This is a genomic window from Streptomyces sp. NPDC059909 (assembly GCF_042730885.1).
GTDB lineage: Bacteria > Actinomycetota > Actinomycetes > Streptomycetales > Streptomycetaceae > Streptomyces.
Genome location: NZ_JBHWKX010000015.1, coordinates 88,753 through 104,006 on the forward strand (window position 1 = coordinate 88,753; position 15,254 = coordinate 104,006).

A 15,254-nucleotide genomic window follows, 5' to 3' on the forward strand; every position below is an offset into this window, starting at 1 on the left:
GGGGCTCGTCGACGAGGATGCGCCGGACCCGTCCCGGCCCTCCTGCACGGCACTGGGCGCGGCCGGAACGGCGGAGCCGTCGCGCTCCTGCCCCCCGCAGGCCGACACCAGAACCATGGCTCCAGTTACGGACAGAACACCAGAAAAGCGGCGCGATGGGGGCAGCACGAAGTCATCCTCGGGTCGTGGGAACGGCGCGGCAGGACGTGGCCGCGCGACAGGGCGGGCCGGTTATACACGGCCTGACCAAACGAAAACCAGGCGACGCGCATTGCGGGCGGAAACCGCCGACGCAACAGTCCTGCTGATCAGTCGGACAGCGGCAGAAACCCATTGGGGTCCGTGATGTTTCGGCGACCGGGATCGCTGGATCGAACGTGCCGGCATGAGTCGGCGCTCGCTCCGCACCCCTAACCCGTAACCCGCAGGACTGACAGGAAGACTCATGCGCATCCGAACCACCGCCGTCGCCGTCGCCACGGCCGCCGCCCTGCTGGCCGGCTGCTCCGGCTCGGGCTCCGACACCGGCTCCGAGGGCGCCGGCGGCGCCAAGAGCCCCGCCACGGAGCAGCCTGCCGACGAGCAGCCCACCCAGCCGGCCGCCGCGGGCCCGGTTCTCACCGAGGCCCAGCTCAAGCAGGCGCTCGTCGCCAAGACCGAGATCGCCGGGTACGAGGCCGAGGACAACGACGTCGCGGCGGTACGCCCCAAGGCCGACAAGGAAGCGTGCCGTGCGCTGGCCGACATGACCGCGTCCGGAACCACCCGTACCCCCGTGGCCGGCGCCTGGGCCAGCCGCAACTTCAGCCCGGCGTCCGCGCCCGGCATGTCGGTGACCACCAGCCTGCTCTCCTACGAGGGCGACGGCGCCCGGCAGACCGTCGCCGACATCCGCAAGGCGGTCGAGGCCTGCTCCGACGGCTTCTCCACCACGGGCAACAACGGCGGCGCTACGGTCACGTACACATCGGTGACGGCCGCTCAGCAGCCGCTCGAGGGCGGCGATGAATCAGTGTCCTGGGTCATGACCGGCGAAGCGCAGGGCCAGCAGCTGCCGATGCATCTCACCGCGGTGCGCGAGGGCAACGCCCTCGCGGTCTTCTTCACGATCCACCTTCTGTCCCCGAAGGGGGCGAAGCTGCCGCAGGACCTCTTCGACGCGCAGCTCGCCAAACTGGCCGAGGCGGTCGAGTCGGCGTAACGCGGCCCGCTTGTACCAGATGTCGTTGGCGACGTCCGCGGCTTCGCCGATGACCGGGACCATGCCCGCCACATGGGACGGTGACGTGCACCGGATATCAGTCAGTCGGGTGGCCCGAGGGGGTCTCACCCACGGGCCACCCGACTGTCAATCCCTTCAGTTGGGAGGTCGAGCAACTGCTGTAGTTCGAGCCTGGAGACGCCGCCGGAGTGACGGCCGGGACGAGGGGACGATTCATCGGCCCGGCCGCCGGAACTCACCGCTCCCACGAGGATCCACCGCATCGGCTGCCACGCGATCTACAACTACTGCGAAGCCTCCCAACTGAAGGGTCAGTGCCCTGCCCCGTCGCCCCGCTGCCGACCGTGAACGAAGCCGAGCTGGAGCCTCAGGGCCCTTGTGCGGTTCGGCGTGCGACGCCCAGGCCGTCCAGGAATTCCTGGAACAGGTCCTCGACGAACGGGTCGGACTGCTTCGACAGGACCTCGGCGAGCGCCTCTGGCAAGGGGGTCAGGCCGGCCGCCCGGGCCCACGCCACAGCGTTCTCCGCAGCCTCCTCCGGCCCCAGGAACCATTCGTCGACGGACTGGCCGCTCTCCGCCATGTAGGCGGACATGGCCGTCCGGTCGAGACAGGTGCGCCAGGTGGCCCGGTCCTTGGTCCGGCCCTCCAGCACGATGCAGTCGCTGTCCATCACGAACCCGACGAGGACCGGCCCGCCGGTGGTCTCCACCAGCCCGGCGAGATCCTCGTCGTCGAGGGAACCCTGCCCCTCCAGCGACCAGATCCGCCAGTCACCGGCGCGCTCCTGGAGAAGCTCCACGCGCTGTCCGCCAGCGAAGGCAGGCGTCCCGCTCGGCGGCTGCGGGTGGTTGACGAGGATGAGGGAACCCCAGTACCCCATGTGCGTACTCCCTACACGAGGGCTGCCGGGTGGCGGCGGCTCACCGCCACCCGGTGTGCCCTGGATTGTGGCGATCTTACGGTGTGGTGCCGACGGTCCTACAGGGTGGCGCCGACGGCGGCACCGGCGATTCCGAGCACCGACACCACGGCGATTCCGACGCCCGTGGCGATGCCCTTGCCGATCTCACCGGCGGTGTCCCAGTCGACTTCCAGGTCGCTCACCCAGCCGTCGGCGTCGACGTACGTGCCGCCACCGGTGACCGCGGGCGCGGAGCCGGGCGGTGCCACGGGAGCCGGGCCCGGTGCCGGGGCCGGCGTCGGGACCTTGACCGGCTCGGGCGCCATCGGCGGTGGGCCCGTCCACCTGCCGGTGGTGTAGACGATGACACCCTGATCGGTCGGGTGCGAGGTCGCGATGACGCCCTCCAACTGCCGTGGCGGCAGAGCGTGCAGGTGCCGGTCGGCAAGGCCCCCACCGTCAATGTCGTCCTGGGGGCAAAGGGCGGTACGGCGAGCTGCACACTGGCGATCCGCGGCAAGCACGTCCAGCGTGCCACCGCCATGGGTGCCTACGGGCGTGCGACCTGCACCGGCGAGCTGCCCGCGCGCGCTGACCCGGAAGCGCGGAGGTCATGCCCTGCCCTTGCAGAAGCCGGCGGATCAGCCGAAGGTCTCCAGCCTGATGAACTCCAGCGGGTCGTCGTCCACGTCGAGCCCGGGGAAGCCCTCCCACCGGAACCGTCCCCGCAGCCACTCCAGCAGCGTGTCCGTCAGCCCCATCGGCAGCGGCCCGCCCTGGTCCGCGTGCCGGGGCACCACGATCAGCGGCCAGTCGTCGGGATCGTCGCCTTCGGTCAGCCAGCAGATCTGGTCGCCGTCGATGGTCGACGCGAACGGCAGGAAGCCACCCTTCTCCGGCCAGACCGGCAGGGGGTGGTACTGGGGGAAGTCCGCCCGCAGCCCACGGTAGGCGTCGCGGTACCACTGCTCGGCCACGAGCCCGGAGCGTCCCGTGTCCAGCGGCGTGGCCAGTTGCAGCCAGCCCAGCCACGCACTTCCGCCGTACGTCTCCATCAGCGTGACGTACTCGGCGGGCAGCCGTGTGCCCAACTGCTCGTACAACCACGGCCAGTCGGCGTCGCCGAGGTGCGGCTGAGCGGGCGGCGGCAGCAGGATCCGCAGCGCCTCCAGCCCCTCCCCCTCGGTGAGTGCGGCCCGGCGGCGCGCCTGCGCCGCGGCGTCGTCACTCCGGCTCGGCGGCGTCCAGGCCCGCGCTTCCGTGAGGAACGCCGTCCGCCGTGCCGTGGCGGGCAGCGGCCCGAGGGTCCCACCGCCGGGGAGCGGCAGCCCTTCCCGTACGAGCGCGACGAGGGTCTCCGCCAAGGGCATCCCGTAGCTGTGCCAGGGGTTCACGCCCCGGTACACCGCGTCCTTGTGGAAGATGACGACCGGCCAGGCGTCGGGATCGTCGGACGCCGAGGTGTCCCAGAACAGACAACTGGTCGCCCGCGTGTCCCCCAGCGCCAGCAGCCCGCCCGGCTCCGGCCAGAAGACGGGCGGCTCGTGCGGCGGGACGCCCCGCGAGCCGATACGGCAGCTCCGGTGGGTCGCCTTCAGCCAGGAGCCGTAGTCGAAGCCGCCTTCCTGCGCACACGGGGTGTGCAGCCAGACGAAGTCGCCGATGTCGAGCGGCCCGTACGCGGCCAGGGTCTTGTAGTCGGCGGGAAGCCCGACGCCGAGCCATGACTCGACCGCATCCCAGTCGACGGGTACGGGCTCGGGCGCCGTCGGCCCCAGCAGATCGTCGAGGAAGGAAGAGCGCGGCACGAGGTGACCCCTGACTCGTCGGAACAGCGCGGCGGAACGGGACCGCGCCTCAAGGCGGGCCGGTTATACCTCGCCCACGCGCCCGGGAACCAGGCCCCGGACATTCCGGACGCGGGCGCCGGCCGCGATGTCAGTGGGGTGGGGTACGTTCCCCTCCCCGCGGCCTGGCCGACAGGCCGCCGTCCGGGTGGCTCCCGTACATGTCGACGGGAGGTCGGCACAGAGACCGTCGCAGCGTGTCTTGTCGTCAGGCGCGGTCGTCCTTAGAGGTGTACTTCTCCTAACCACACTCCTAAGAGCCCTGGGCCTTCGAACGGCTCCGGCATCCCGCGGCCGACCGGGGTGAGGTCGTCCTCGTGGATCTGGAGCGGATGCACAGCGGCTCGTAGGACACCACGCGGGACGGGACCGTCGTCGCCCGGCAGTTCGCACCAGATCGTCTTGGTGCCGGCTCCCTGCCCTTGGTCCACGCCCCAGCGCAGAGTCAGGGCACCGAGCAGGGCGAGACCGCGGCCGGTCTCGTCGTCGGCGGCGGCCCGGCACAGCACGGGCCAGGCCCGGGGGTCGGGGTCGGTGACCTCCAGCCGCGTACGGCCCTGGACGCGGGCCAGACGAACGGTGATCGGTACGCCCTCGCCGAGATGGCGGATGACATTGGTGATCAGCTCACTGACGCAGAGCTGAAGGTCGGCGCAGGGCGCGCCCACGTGCTCGCGCACGGTGCGGCGGACGTCGGGCACGGCCTTCGGCGTGGCGAGGAGCTCCAGGGTCAGCGGTCGCATCAGGCGGCTCCCTTGCGCAGGGCGGCGACCAGGGCACAGGCGGTGGGCAGATTGCAGTTGCCCAGCGCGATCAGCGGCCGGGTGGGGCAGCGGGCCGCGAAGCTCGGCAGGTCGATGCCGAGGGAGGGCAGCGCGATGCCGTGGGCTGCGAGGGCGGCGCGGAGCTGGTCGGTGCACTCGTCCGCGTCCGTCGTGTCGTACATGGGGTACGCCTTCCTGTGCGCTGTGTGACGAACTGCTCACACAGTGACGTGGCGCGGCGTACCGTGAAAGGGTTTCGGCTTCCCGGCCGTGAACTGCGCCTATGCGCTGGGGTCGTTGGCAGTGCGCGGGAACACAACGGGGTTCGGCCGGACATCCTGTGGAACGGGCAGTACGCGTAGTAACGGCGGTGAACGATGGCACCACGCAAGGACATCGACGGCTCGGCGGGAGTCCCCACCTTCTACGGCAAGGAATTGCGGTGGAAGCGGGAGGAGGCGGGGCTCACCCTCCAGCAGCTGGTCGAGGGCAGCTTTTACGGTCCGAGCCACCTCAGCGAGATCGAGCGCGGCGAGCGGCGCATGCCGGCGGAGCTGGCCGAGCACGTCGACCGCGTGCTCAAGACGGACGGCTTCTTCACACGTCGCTGCGAGGACGTACGGAAGGCGAGACGGCGAGGGCACGCCAGGTACTTCGAGCGCGTGCTTGAAGCGGAGAAACACGCGAAGACGATCGAGGAGTGGAGCCCGACCCTGATTCCCGGTCTGCTGCAGACGGAGGCTTACGCGCGGGCGGTGGTGCGGGCGACGCATCCCCTGGCCCTCGACGAGGAGGTGGAGGAGAAGGCCAGCGCCCGGATGTTGCGAGCCCGTCTCTTCGAGGACGACCACAAGACACCGATGTACTGGTCGATCCTGCCCGAGACACTGCTGCGCCAACCGATCCTCCTCCCGGCGGAGATGGCCGAACAGCTGGACCGCATTGCGGCATTGGCGAAGCGTCGCCGGATCGTTCCACAGATCCTCCCGTGGAACTGTGGAGCGCATCCCTTCATGCTCGGCACGGCCAAGATCATGACCTTCCCCGACGCCCCGCCCCTTGTCTACACGGAGGCATTGCACAGCGGTGACACCCTCGACGATCCGGCCCTCGTGGAGGAGTACCGCAGGTCGTACGATCTGCTCAGGGCCGCCGCACTGCCGCCGGAGGCGTCCCTCGCCCTTATCGAGGAAGCGGCTGAGGATTACCGCAATGGCAAGCAACAGGATTGACTTGAGCTCTGCTGTCTGGCGCAAGAGCAGCTACAGCAACGGCAGCGGCGGAGACTGCGTCGAGGTCGCTGACGGCTTCGTCGGCGCCGCCCGCTGGCGCAAGAGCAGCTACAGCAACGGCACCGGCGGTGACTGCGTCGAGGTCGCCGACGGTCTCCCCGGCGTCGTCCCCGTCCGCGACTCCAAGGTCCCACACGGGCCGATCCTCACCATCCCCGCAGCCGCCTGGACCTCCTTCGTCACAGCCCTCCAGGACGACAGCCGCTGATCCGGCCTTGCCTCCCCGGACGGACGGAACGCGATTGTCAGCACCCGGGGGTAGGTTCCCGGCCCATGAGCTTCCACATGCACCTCCGTGCCGTGACCGAACCCGAGATCCACGGACGCGACTTCGCGTGGCTGCTGGAGTTCATGGGGGCGGCCTGGGACTGGGACGTACGCCAGGCCGAGCAGGCGGCCGGCATCGCGGAAGCCATCGAGAAGGATTTCGCCATGGTCCACGAACTGTGCGAGGCGGGCGCCGCCCTCCCCGAGGGTGGCCACGGAGCATGGGAGCTCCCGATATTCGGTGGCCGCGTGGTGCACGACCCCTCTGGCGAGCAGCCGCCGTTCGCCCTGCTCACCGCGGCCGAGACGCGGACGGCGGCGGCATTCCTGACGGACGTGCCGTACGAGACGCTGTGGGGCACCGCCGGTACGAAGATCCACGACCGGTTCGGCCCCGGCTGGGACGAGGGTGAGGTCAGAGACATCTTCGCCAGGCGCCACAGGAAGCTGCGCACTTTCTACGGCCGCACGGCCGGGGCGGGGCAGGCTGTCGTGAAGGCGTTCTGGTACTGAGGCCGTTGGGGCGTACGGGCCGTCAGTGCAGATCCACCCGGAACGGATGGTCATGACCGGCGGGGCAGACGAAGATCCGCAGGTCGCCGTACCTGCCCACGACCACGCCCGACTCGGCGTCACTGGCCGCGGTGAACAGCAGGGTCATCTCCGAATCGCATGTGGTGCAGCGGAAATCTCTGGGGTGATTCAAATGCCAGGTCGGCCAGCCGCCGAGCTTCCACCCCGCGACACGGGTGATCACGTCGCCGCCGTCACCGGTCCTGTGTACGAGCTCCTCCAGCGGCGGGCGAAGGTCCGGGGGCAGCACCTCGCGGAACGGGAAGTCGACCAGAGGCTCCACAGTGAGCGTGCACGGCTCGGGCATGCATCCCTCGCCGTGCCGTGAGGGCTCCGGCGAAACCCGCGGCGGCGTCCCGGCCATTTCGGCGGCCCGCCGCCATCGCACCTCGACGATGGGGCTGCCGTCGTCCTGGGGAGGCGGAACGTCCCAGTGCTCGTTGGGACACCACAGGATCTGCAGGAGGTCGATGCCGTCGGGCCACCAGGGCCCCGGCACGTCCCGTCGGAAAATCTGGGCGACGGGCACCATCGCCGTGGCGGGCATCCCCGTGGGGTCCTCCTCGTCGGGTACGGAACAGGTGGGCCACGGATCCTGACCCGGCCACAGCAGCGGCCCGCCGATCGAACTGTCCCCCGGCCCCGGCTCACCCCGCTTCGGATGCAGTCGCACCGCCTCGCGTGCGAAGGGCGCGAGGCCGGGCAGGGCGTCGAGTATCTCTTCGGCCGAAGGTCTCGGGGAGTACGTCATCACGCCTTCTTGTCGTCAGCCGGCCACGGGGCTCGCCACGTACAGGCCCATGCGTCACACGAGGTCTTCCACATCGGTGGACACACTGAGATCCTCTCGCCGGGCGGGCATGTCGGACCCCGCCAGTATGGTCGCCTCATGACACATGAGTTCGACCTGACCCGGTCGCTGGCAGCGGGCGTCGAGGACCGGCAGGGTGCCTGGCGGTTCATCCGCGACTTCGCCGCGCACTGGACGGACGACATCCTCGGCGACGCCGACGGATGTCCCGAGGCGGACCTCGCCGCCGCCGAGGAGCGGCTGGGGCTGCGGCTGCCGGCCGCACTGCGCGAGGCGTACGCCCTCCTCGGCAACCGCCGGGACCTGACCAGCAACCACGACGAGCTGCGCGCCCCGGCCGAGCTGTACGTCGACGAGAGCGGCGAAGCGCTCGTCTTCCGCGACGAGAACCAGGGCGCCGCACGCTGGGGCATCCTGCTCACCGATCTCGCTCAGGACGACCCCGCCGTCGTCATACGCCTCGACCTGGCGGACAAGAGCGCCGAAGCATGGGAGAGCTGGCTGGACCGCGTCTCGCTCACCTTCGTCGAGATCGTTCTCTCGGAGTCGCTGCACGCGCCCGACGAGCTCGTCGCCTACCTGGACGCGCCGGACGAGGCGGACCTCGACGAGCTGGAACGGCGCGGCAAGCGGCTGCCGTTGCCCGCCTACCCGCCGGACGAGGAGGGGGCCACCCGCTGGTTCCTGCGCGACGACGTCCTGCTGCGCGACGACGCCGGAGCCTGGCTGATGGCCCGCGGCCGTACGGAAGAGGCCCTGGACCGCGTCCGCGACCGGATCGACGGCGACTGGCTCAACGGCTGAGACAAGGACATGCGCACGCTCGCTGAACCGGTCGGCGTCGAACGGCCCGCCTGGCCCCTGCGCTTTGAACGGCTCGGCAGGACACACAACCACGCTTCAATGTTCCGGGCACGGCAGGACGATGGCCGACGTGGGCAGGTCGTCCGCGTCGCGCGCGGTCAGCACGCTGAACCCGGCGTCGGGGAAGACCAGTTCCGCTTCCCGGTCGACCACATGCAGCCCCTGCTCCAAGGCGTGCGCCCGCACGTCCCGCCGCGGGCGTCCGAGGAGCCGTACGCCGCTGTGGCCGACGGGCGCCCGTCCCGTGAAGGCCATCCGTACGACGGTCTCGTCCGCGTCGTACGAGAGCACAACCCCGGACGAGAAGAAGTTGTCCTGCCGGGCGGCGCCGAATTCGGGGACGGACCCGATGCCACCGCCCAGGAGCCGCCGCATGTCGCTGCGCGCCGAGCCGAGCCGTACCGGCCCGATCCCCTGGAACCGGACCACCTCCACGCCGCCGACGACTGCCAGGCCGCCCGCGCCCTCGTCCGTGCCGTCGAAGAACTCGAACGCATCGTCGCCTGCGGCCACGGCACGAAACCGCACGCTCTCGAAGCCGTCGTTGTCCTGCGCCGTCCCGCCGAGGACGACACCGAGGGCGGGCAGCGCCCATCCGGTGCTCCCCAGCTCCCCGACGGCCACCACGTCGTGCCTGGCGGCACGCAGCTCCGCGACCACCTCGTCCTGGGGCCGACCGAGCAGCCGGATCCCGGCCAGGGTGACGGGAGCGGGCGAGGCCACCTCTATTGCGTGGAGGGCGTCGGCGTCGTCGTACTCGAGAAAGACGACGGCGTGGTCGGCGTACATGTCCGTCAGCGTGGCGGCGGCGCCCCGCCGGAACGCGGAGCCGGGCACACCGCGCGCGGCCCGCACCGCGGCGCGAGACTGCCCGAAGGACACATCGGACATGCCGATCAGGGGAACGATCTCCATCGCTGTGCGCTCCGGGCCCGTGTCAGCGCGCGTCGGCGGGGAGCTCGATCTTCCCGCTGAAGGTGCCCTGGTTCTCCTGCAGCACCTTCTGCTCGAACGTGATGCCCTGTCCGCCGTACGGGACCAGGAAGCCGAACTCGAAGCGGTGACTCCTGATGCGGTACGTCTTCGCGTCCAGGACCAGCACCTCCTCCAGACCGGACAGCGTGAGTTGACCATCGTTCACCGGGATGCCCGCCTCGCGGAGCTGGTCGGCGGTGGGGTCGAACTCCCGTACCGCCTTCTTGACCCAGGCCCGGTCCCGGACGGCCGTCAGCTTCTGCTTGTCGCCGGCGACACGGAGCTCGATCGTGCCGTCCGCCCTGGTCAGTGTCACGTCGTCCCCGGTGGCGGCACGCGCGTACGCCCGGAACTCCTCGATGACCCCGACCGGGTCCTCGATCTTGTTCTGCATCTCGGGGTCGGAGGCAGGCGCGTCCTTCCAGGAGCCGCCCTCCTTGAGGTACGCCGTGCCGTCGACGACGTAGATCTCCTCGTTTTTCGTGGTGCCCTTGCTGCTGGTGCTGACGCCCTGCGAGTGAAGCGCCTCCGGCTCCATGCCGCGCCGGACCGTGGCCCGGTAGGTGGCGGCGCTCTTCCGGCCCTGGAGCGTCAGCCCTTCCTGGCCCTTGACGGAGAACGTCCACGCGCCTTCCTCCGCCATCGCCCTCTCGGCCAGGTCGAGGAAGTCCTCCGGGGACTCGGGCGCCGCCTCGGCGGGCTCGGAGGACCGCGTCACCTCAGGGCTCCCGGCCTTACCGGCCGGCTCCGCCGGCTCCTCTTCCTCCGCCGCCCCGCAGGCGGCCAGCGAGAGTGTGAGCGGGAGAACCAGTGCAGCGCACCTGAAACGAGTTCGCATGGACATCTTCCTTGGGTCACGACGGGGCGGGCGGACTGTACAGCAGCGATCGGCCCGCGATCACCCCGATGACCATTCCTCGCGAACCATCAGGAATGCTCTGCAACACCACCACACGGCCTTGCCGCCAGGCCCCGGAGGACGCCGCGTGGACGAGCATCGTCGTCTTCGCCCCCACGAGACCTCCACCACCGCGTCGACAGTCGCTCGAAGGTTGTCCAGCGGGACCGGCAGCAAGCGGCCGGGGTGCGCCGGCTCCCAGAGGAGATCCGGCACACCCCGGCCGTCGGGCACTGTGCGGCGCGATGTCAGCTGCTGTAGACGCCGATCTCATGGAGGGAGTAGCCCCATCCGGTTCCGCGCTCCAGCCCGTGGACGCGCACGTAGCGGGCCGATGTCGCGGCGAACTGCGCCGTGTCCAGGCCACCGTCACCGCCGGTCGTGGACCAGACGGACCGCCAGTCCGTACCGTCGTTGGAGACCTCGATCCGGTACGCCTTCCCGTAGGCGCGCTCCCAGTCGAGGACGACTCGCTTGACCGGTCTGGGCGCGCCGAGGTCGATCCGGAGCCACTGGTCGTCACTCCAGTCGCTCGCCCAGCGGGTGTCGGTCCTGCCGTCCACGGCCCTGTCCGGTGCGTAGCTCGTGAAGAGGCTCCACTCCGACGAGCTGGCCGAGGCGGAGGCCCCCGCGGCGAGGTTCACCCCGGCCTTGTGGTTCTCGGACGCCTCCCAGGTGGTGAGGTAGGACTCGGCGCCCCGGAAGAGGTCGTCCACGACGTCCTGGCCGCCGACGACCCGTATGTCCTCCAGCCAGTCCGGGACGAGCCCGTAGTGCGCGGCACCGTCGGTGTTGATGTCCCAGGTGCGCTGTCCGGTGGTCTGGCGGTCGATGACGGCGCCGCCGTCGGCGCTGCGGAAGGGGTAGCGCACCGGGTTCGGGGTGTCCGCGCCGCGCGGACCCGGCCAGCCGCCGACGCCGTTCATGTCGGTGCCGTAGCCGTACCCGACGCCGTACCTGTCGCGCAGCGCCTCCGTGCGCTTCGCCTCCGCGATGAAGCCTTCGGAGCCGTGCATGTACTGGGCGACGAAACCGCCGAGACCGTAGACCCGCTCGGTCCAGTCGAGGTCCATCCAGCTGTGCGAGGAGATCACGCCGGCGTAGGACGCCGAGTCGAGGATGTCGAGGGCGCGACCCGTGGCCTTGACGCTCATGTGGTCGATCTCCAGCATCATCCCGCGCTGCATCATGCCGCGTACGGCGTACTCGCCGAGCTCGGTGAGACCGCGGGTGTTGCACTGCGCGTCCGCCGCGTATGACGGGACCGTCACGCCCGGTGGAAGTTCCTTCTCGGCTTCGGGTGCCGACGCGAGGCCGATGGGGTTGTCGTGCTGCGGGCCCGCGCACTTCTCCGTCTTCCAGAAGGTGCCGGTCGACAGGAACTGGCCGACGTTGATCGCCGTGCCGAGGGTCCCCGAGTCGAAGCGGACGCCGCACAGCGCGTTGTCGAACTTGTGGCACAGGAACATGCTGCGTACGCCCAGGCCGTACAGCTCGTCCAGACCGCGGTCGATGTCGTCCTTCCCGCACTGCGCGATGTCCAGGATCTGCTTGCAGCCGAACGGTTCGGAGGTCTCGACCCCCAGGACCACGGCCAGCTTGCCCTGCTTGACGACCTCGCGGGCCTGCGCGCTGTCGGTCACGATCCGGAACCAGCCCTTGCCGGGGCCGCCGTACATCCGGTCGATGTAGGCCTGCAGGTCGTACGTCTTCTGCGCCTGCAGACGGATGGAGGTCATCTCGTCGCAGCTGCGGTCCTTGAAGAAGTAGACCGAGCAGATCACGCCGTTGGTGACGAGGTCGTTGACGAGCACCCGCTGACCGCCGCGCCAGGCCCGCTCGACCCAGGCGTAGTAGTTCTGCTGGTGGGTGAGCGAGTCATGGGCCGGCCAGTCCTTGAACGTCGGCCATCCGTCGGGGTCGTGCCTGCCGTCCCCGCCCTTGGTGATGAAGTCGAAGACCGCGAGCGAACCGTCGGGGTAGTGCTCGGGGCAGTCCTTGAGCGCGTCGGCGATGCCCTGCTCGGAGAACGTCTGGCCGCAGATGAGCCGGCCGCCGAAGGCCTCGTTGGACATCAGGTGGTTGTGTGCGTCGACGAAGCCCCGTACCCGTCCCTGGGAGTCGGTCCCCTGGAAGGGCTCGCCCGTGACGCCGATCTGCGAGTCGGGCGACGGCCGCGCGGCCGGGGTCCACCAGTCGGCGCCGGCCTCGGACACGGCCGAGGAACTGGGACTCGTGCCGAGGACCAGGGCAACCGCGGTGAGGATCAACACCAGGACGGCGAGGGGACGTTTGCCTGTGCGGTGCGAGCGTCGATTCGTGGTCATCATGCATGCCTTCGGTGTCATCGCTCGGAACTGCGGTGAGCGGGTGGGGGGTTGGAGGAGCCGAGGCGTACCGGGTCACGACCATCGGGTGGATTGTCATGACCGCGCAAGCAGTGCGACGAGAAAAGCGGCTGTGAGAATGAGAGTCAATAGTCTGGGAGGGCCACGTACCGGACCGGCCGATTCCCCAGGGACTCGATGGCCGGAAAGCTCCCGGGCGCCTGGCTCACCACAGGCCACGGGGCGCTCCGGGGGGCTGAACCGGACCGTGCGGCCGCGGAGCCGGCACCAGGACGGACCCGAGTCCTGGCCGACTGCCGCCATGACCGGAAGCGGGGCATCGCCGCCGATCACCCGGAATGTTCGTTATTTCCTGTCACTGGCGACACGCTCTCGGGGTCCTGTATAACCGCCGCGATCCATGACCAAGAGGGTCCGTTTTCCCGAGGGGGAAGAATCCATGGGCGCAGAGGCCCAGAAGTCCACAGCGGCCACGGCACATTCCGCGGAACCGTCCACGTCGCATTCCGAAGAAGCGGCCGCCTCGCATTCCGAGGAACCGCAGGCCCCGGTCGCGAGCGACTCCCGCGAATCCGCGGGCGAGTCGGGCACCGACGCAAAGCGTCGTGGTCCCGACCGCAACGGGCTCGTCATCGCCGGTGCGACGCTGGCCGCCTGCGCCGGACTCGTGGTGTACGGCGTGATCAACACGCCCGGGAGCAAGCCGGATGCGAAGGCCGCCCCCAGCGCCGAGGTGACGTACGAGGTCACGGGGTCCGGCACGGTCGACATCTCCTACCGGGCCCTCGGCACGTCCGGGACCGACGCCGCCAACACCGCCTCGGGCGTGCGCCTGCCCTGGAAGAAGACCGTCGACGTTCCGCTCGGCAAGGACCCCGTCATCAGCATCGTCCTCGACGAGAAGGGCGGTCAGGCCCGCTGCGCCCTGGCCATCCGCGGCCGGCACGTCCAGAGCTCCACGGCCTCGGGCGAGTTCGGCCGCGCGACATGCGCGGGGGAGCTCCCCGCCCCGGAGTGAGGACGACGACACCGCCGTGGTCGGCACCGCGTACCACGCGGAGGTCCGACGTCACTGGCACGTCCACCCCCGCACGATGGCCCTGCGCGGACCGATCGCGTACCCCTTCACCGTCCCGGGCTCTCCCCGACCGTGGGACAGGGTGCCTGGTACAGGTCTCCAAGGACCGGACGTCCCTGCAAACGGCCCGTCGTTCCCCGCGCGGCAGGTCCCACAGATCCGGCCGCCGGCGATGCCGGCAGAGGCCGCACCGGGCCCCGAGCCCCGTCGGCCTCCCCCCCGTAAGGTGGAGGCCTCAGGTACTCGCATCCCGCGCCATCCGTTGTCGGAGGACACCGTGACCGTCGCCGCTCGTCTCGTCGCCACCGTCGCTGCTCCGCTGGACCCGGCGTCGGCGGACGCCCCGCAGGTGCTGCACTGGCCCGGGCGCAGGCTGCTGGTGCAGCGCGGCGACACCGAGCTGGCCGTCCGCGACCTGGAAGGGGACGGGACGGAGGTCCGCTTTCCCGCGCCCTGGCCTCGCCGGTACGGATCGGTCACCGTCTCCCCCACCGGTGATGTCGCCGTGTTCGCCGGGGTGCACGCGCTGCGAGCCGTGGATCCGACCGGCGCCGTGCTGTGGGAGGTCCGGCACGGCTGCTGGTCCACCACCGTGTGCACCGTCGCCCATGCCTCGTTCTCCGAGTACGCCGAGGACCCTCGCCACCATCGCGCCGACAGCGGTTCCGCCGCGTTCTCCCCGGACGGCACATTGGTGTGGGCTCACGTCCGCGATCACGAAGGGGACCCCACGAAGGAGGAATGGCTTGTCCTGGACGCCGCCTCCGGCTCGGTCCTGGATCGAGCGGAGACCACGACCGTGGGCTCCCGTTCATGGCACTTTCCCCATCCGAACGGTGAGTACATGGGGCTGACCATCGGTCAGGGGGACGACGACTCCCCACTCCTCTGGGGACACTGGGACGGCGCCACACTCACCTTCGAAAAGCTCGTGGGGGAGATCTTCCTGGCCGTCAGCCCCTCCGGGCGGCACTTCCTCACAACCGATCCCGGGCAATGGGCCCTCTATCTGCACCGGACTTCCGACGGTGCGGAAGTGCGGCGGCTTAATGCAGCAGACGCCGTATCTCCTCTGCCAGACGACGAAATGGCCAGATGGCACTACGAGGCCGCATTCCCCTACGAGGACGGCGCTGTAGCCGGCACCGAGGACTACGCCGAAGTCCCGCGTCACTGGCTCGTGGATCCGCGCACCATGTCCGCGGGTGGCCCTGTCACTTACCCCTTCCCCATCTCAGGAGGCCCATGTTCCGCGGGCCAGGGCACGTGGTACACCCTCTCCAAGGACCACACGTCGATCCACCTGTGGAGCTTTGCCGGGAAGGATTGAACCACCGATACCGACGCGGAACGCCCGGCCGGAATACCCGGCCGGGCGTTCTTCTGCACGTGGTTGCCGGCTACTCGCCGA

Annotated in this window: 16 protein-coding genes; 7 read left to right on the plus strand and 9 right to left on the minus strand. The window is 70.1% G+C overall.

Annotation, left to right across the window (positions count from 1 at the left end):
• Positions 1–445 precede the first annotated feature (445 nt).
• Entirely contained in the window at positions 446–1,201 is a 756-nt protein-coding gene (locus ACFV9O_RS13500) for a hypothetical protein (protein ID WP_385416501.1), read from the plus strand.
• Positions 1,202–1,589: 388 nt separating this feature from the next.
• Here ACFV9O_RS13500 and ACFV9O_RS13505 read toward each other — a convergent pair whose 3' ends face one another.
• The 5 genes from ACFV9O_RS13505 to ACFV9O_RS13525 form a co-directional block, all read right to left on the minus strand.
• On the minus strand, positions 1,590–2,105 hold the full coding sequence (locus ACFV9O_RS13505) for a hypothetical protein (protein ID WP_385416504.1): 516 nt from the start codon (positions 2,103–2,105) through the stop codon (positions 1,590–1,592).
• A 98-nt stretch (positions 2,106–2,203) separates the two neighbouring features.
• Entirely contained in the window at positions 2,204–2,650 is a 447-nt protein-coding gene (locus tag ACFV9O_RS13510) for a hypothetical protein (protein WP_385416506.1), read from the minus strand.
• Positions 2,651–2,767: 117 nt separating this feature from the next.
• Positions 2,768–3,934: an SMI1/KNR4 family protein gene (locus tag ACFV9O_RS13515; RefSeq protein WP_385416510.1), complete on the minus strand. Its 1,167-nt coding sequence runs from the start codon at positions 3,932–3,934 to the stop codon at positions 2,768–2,770.
• Between the two features lie 263 nt (positions 3,935–4,197).
• Complete coding sequence (locus ACFV9O_RS13520; RefSeq protein ID WP_385416513.1) at positions 4,198–4,716, minus strand: ATP-binding protein; 519 nt, start codon at positions 4,714–4,716, stop codon at positions 4,198–4,200.
• On the minus strand, positions 4,716–4,919 hold the full coding sequence (locus tag ACFV9O_RS13525) for a hypothetical protein (RefSeq protein ID WP_385416515.1): 204 nt from the start codon (positions 4,917–4,919) through the stop codon (positions 4,716–4,718). Before ACFV9O_RS13525 ends, ACFV9O_RS13520 begins: the two co-directional genes overlap by 1 nt.
• Positions 4,920–5,114: 195 nt before the next feature.
• On the opposite strand from ACFV9O_RS13525, the gene ACFV9O_RS13530 reads away from it, so the two are divergent.
• The 3 genes from ACFV9O_RS13530 to ACFV9O_RS13540 all read left to right on the plus strand — a co-directional run bounded on the left by ACFV9O_RS13530 (position 5,115) and on the right by ACFV9O_RS13540 (position 6,809).
• The gene (locus ACFV9O_RS13530) at positions 5,115–5,969 is read left to right on the plus strand and encodes a helix-turn-helix domain-containing protein (protein ID WP_385416518.1); all 855 of its coding nucleotides are present in this window, start codon (positions 5,115–5,117) and stop codon (positions 5,967–5,969) included.
• Position 5,970: 1 nt separating this feature from the next.
• On the plus strand, positions 5,971–6,237 hold the full coding sequence (locus ACFV9O_RS13535; protein WP_385416520.1) for a DUF397 domain-containing protein: 267 nt from the start codon (positions 5,971–5,973) through the stop codon (positions 6,235–6,237).
• A gap of 65 nt (positions 6,238–6,302) precedes the next feature.
• Positions 6,303–6,809, plus strand: a complete 507-nt coding sequence (locus ACFV9O_RS13540) for a DUF1877 family protein (RefSeq protein ID WP_385416523.1) — start codon at positions 6,303–6,305, stop codon at positions 6,807–6,809.
• A gap of 22 nt (positions 6,810–6,831) precedes the next feature.
• Here ACFV9O_RS13540 and ACFV9O_RS13545 read toward each other — a convergent pair whose 3' ends face one another.
• The gene (locus ACFV9O_RS13545; protein WP_385416526.1) at positions 6,832–7,620 is read right to left on the minus strand and encodes a hypothetical protein; all 789 of its coding nucleotides are present in this window, start codon (positions 7,618–7,620) and stop codon (positions 6,832–6,834) included.
• Between the two features lie 138 nt (positions 7,621–7,758).
• Between ACFV9O_RS13545 and ACFV9O_RS13550 the strand changes: the two genes are divergently transcribed.
• Positions 7,759–8,484: an SMI1/KNR4 family protein gene (locus ACFV9O_RS13550; RefSeq protein ID WP_385416529.1), complete on the plus strand. Its 726-nt coding sequence runs from the start codon at positions 7,759–7,761 to the stop codon at positions 8,482–8,484.
• A gap of 96 nt (positions 8,485–8,580) precedes the next feature.
• Here the strand turns inward: ACFV9O_RS13550 and ACFV9O_RS13555 are convergent, their stop codons facing one another.
• The 3 genes from ACFV9O_RS13555 to ACFV9O_RS13565 all read right to left on the minus strand — a co-directional run bounded on the left by ACFV9O_RS13555 (position 8,581) and on the right by ACFV9O_RS13565 (position 12,744).
• Positions 8,581–9,459: a hypothetical protein gene (locus ACFV9O_RS13555; protein WP_385416532.1), complete on the minus strand. Its 879-nt coding sequence runs from the start codon at positions 9,457–9,459 to the stop codon at positions 8,581–8,583.
• Between the two features lie 22 nt (positions 9,460–9,481).
• Positions 9,482–10,357, minus strand: a complete 876-nt coding sequence (locus ACFV9O_RS13560; RefSeq protein ID WP_385416534.1) for a hypothetical protein — start codon at positions 10,355–10,357, stop codon at positions 9,482–9,484.
• Positions 10,358–10,665: 308 nt separating this feature from the next.
• Positions 10,666–12,744, minus strand: coding sequence for a discoidin domain-containing protein (locus ACFV9O_RS13565; protein ID WP_385416537.1), 2,079 nt, complete (start codon positions 12,742–12,744; stop codon positions 10,666–10,668).
• A gap of 460 nt (positions 12,745–13,204) precedes the next feature.
• Here ACFV9O_RS13565 and ACFV9O_RS13570 point away from each other — a divergent pair, with 460 nt between their 5' ends.
• On the plus strand, positions 13,205–13,783 hold the full coding sequence (locus tag ACFV9O_RS13570; RefSeq protein WP_385416540.1) for a hypothetical protein: 579 nt from the start codon (positions 13,205–13,207) through the stop codon (positions 13,781–13,783).
• Between the two features lie 337 nt (positions 13,784–14,120).
• The gene (locus ACFV9O_RS13575) at positions 14,121–15,173 is read left to right on the plus strand and encodes a hypothetical protein (RefSeq protein WP_385416542.1); all 1,053 of its coding nucleotides are present in this window, start codon (positions 14,121–14,123) and stop codon (positions 15,171–15,173) included.
• Positions 15,174–15,254: the final 81 nt, after the last annotated feature.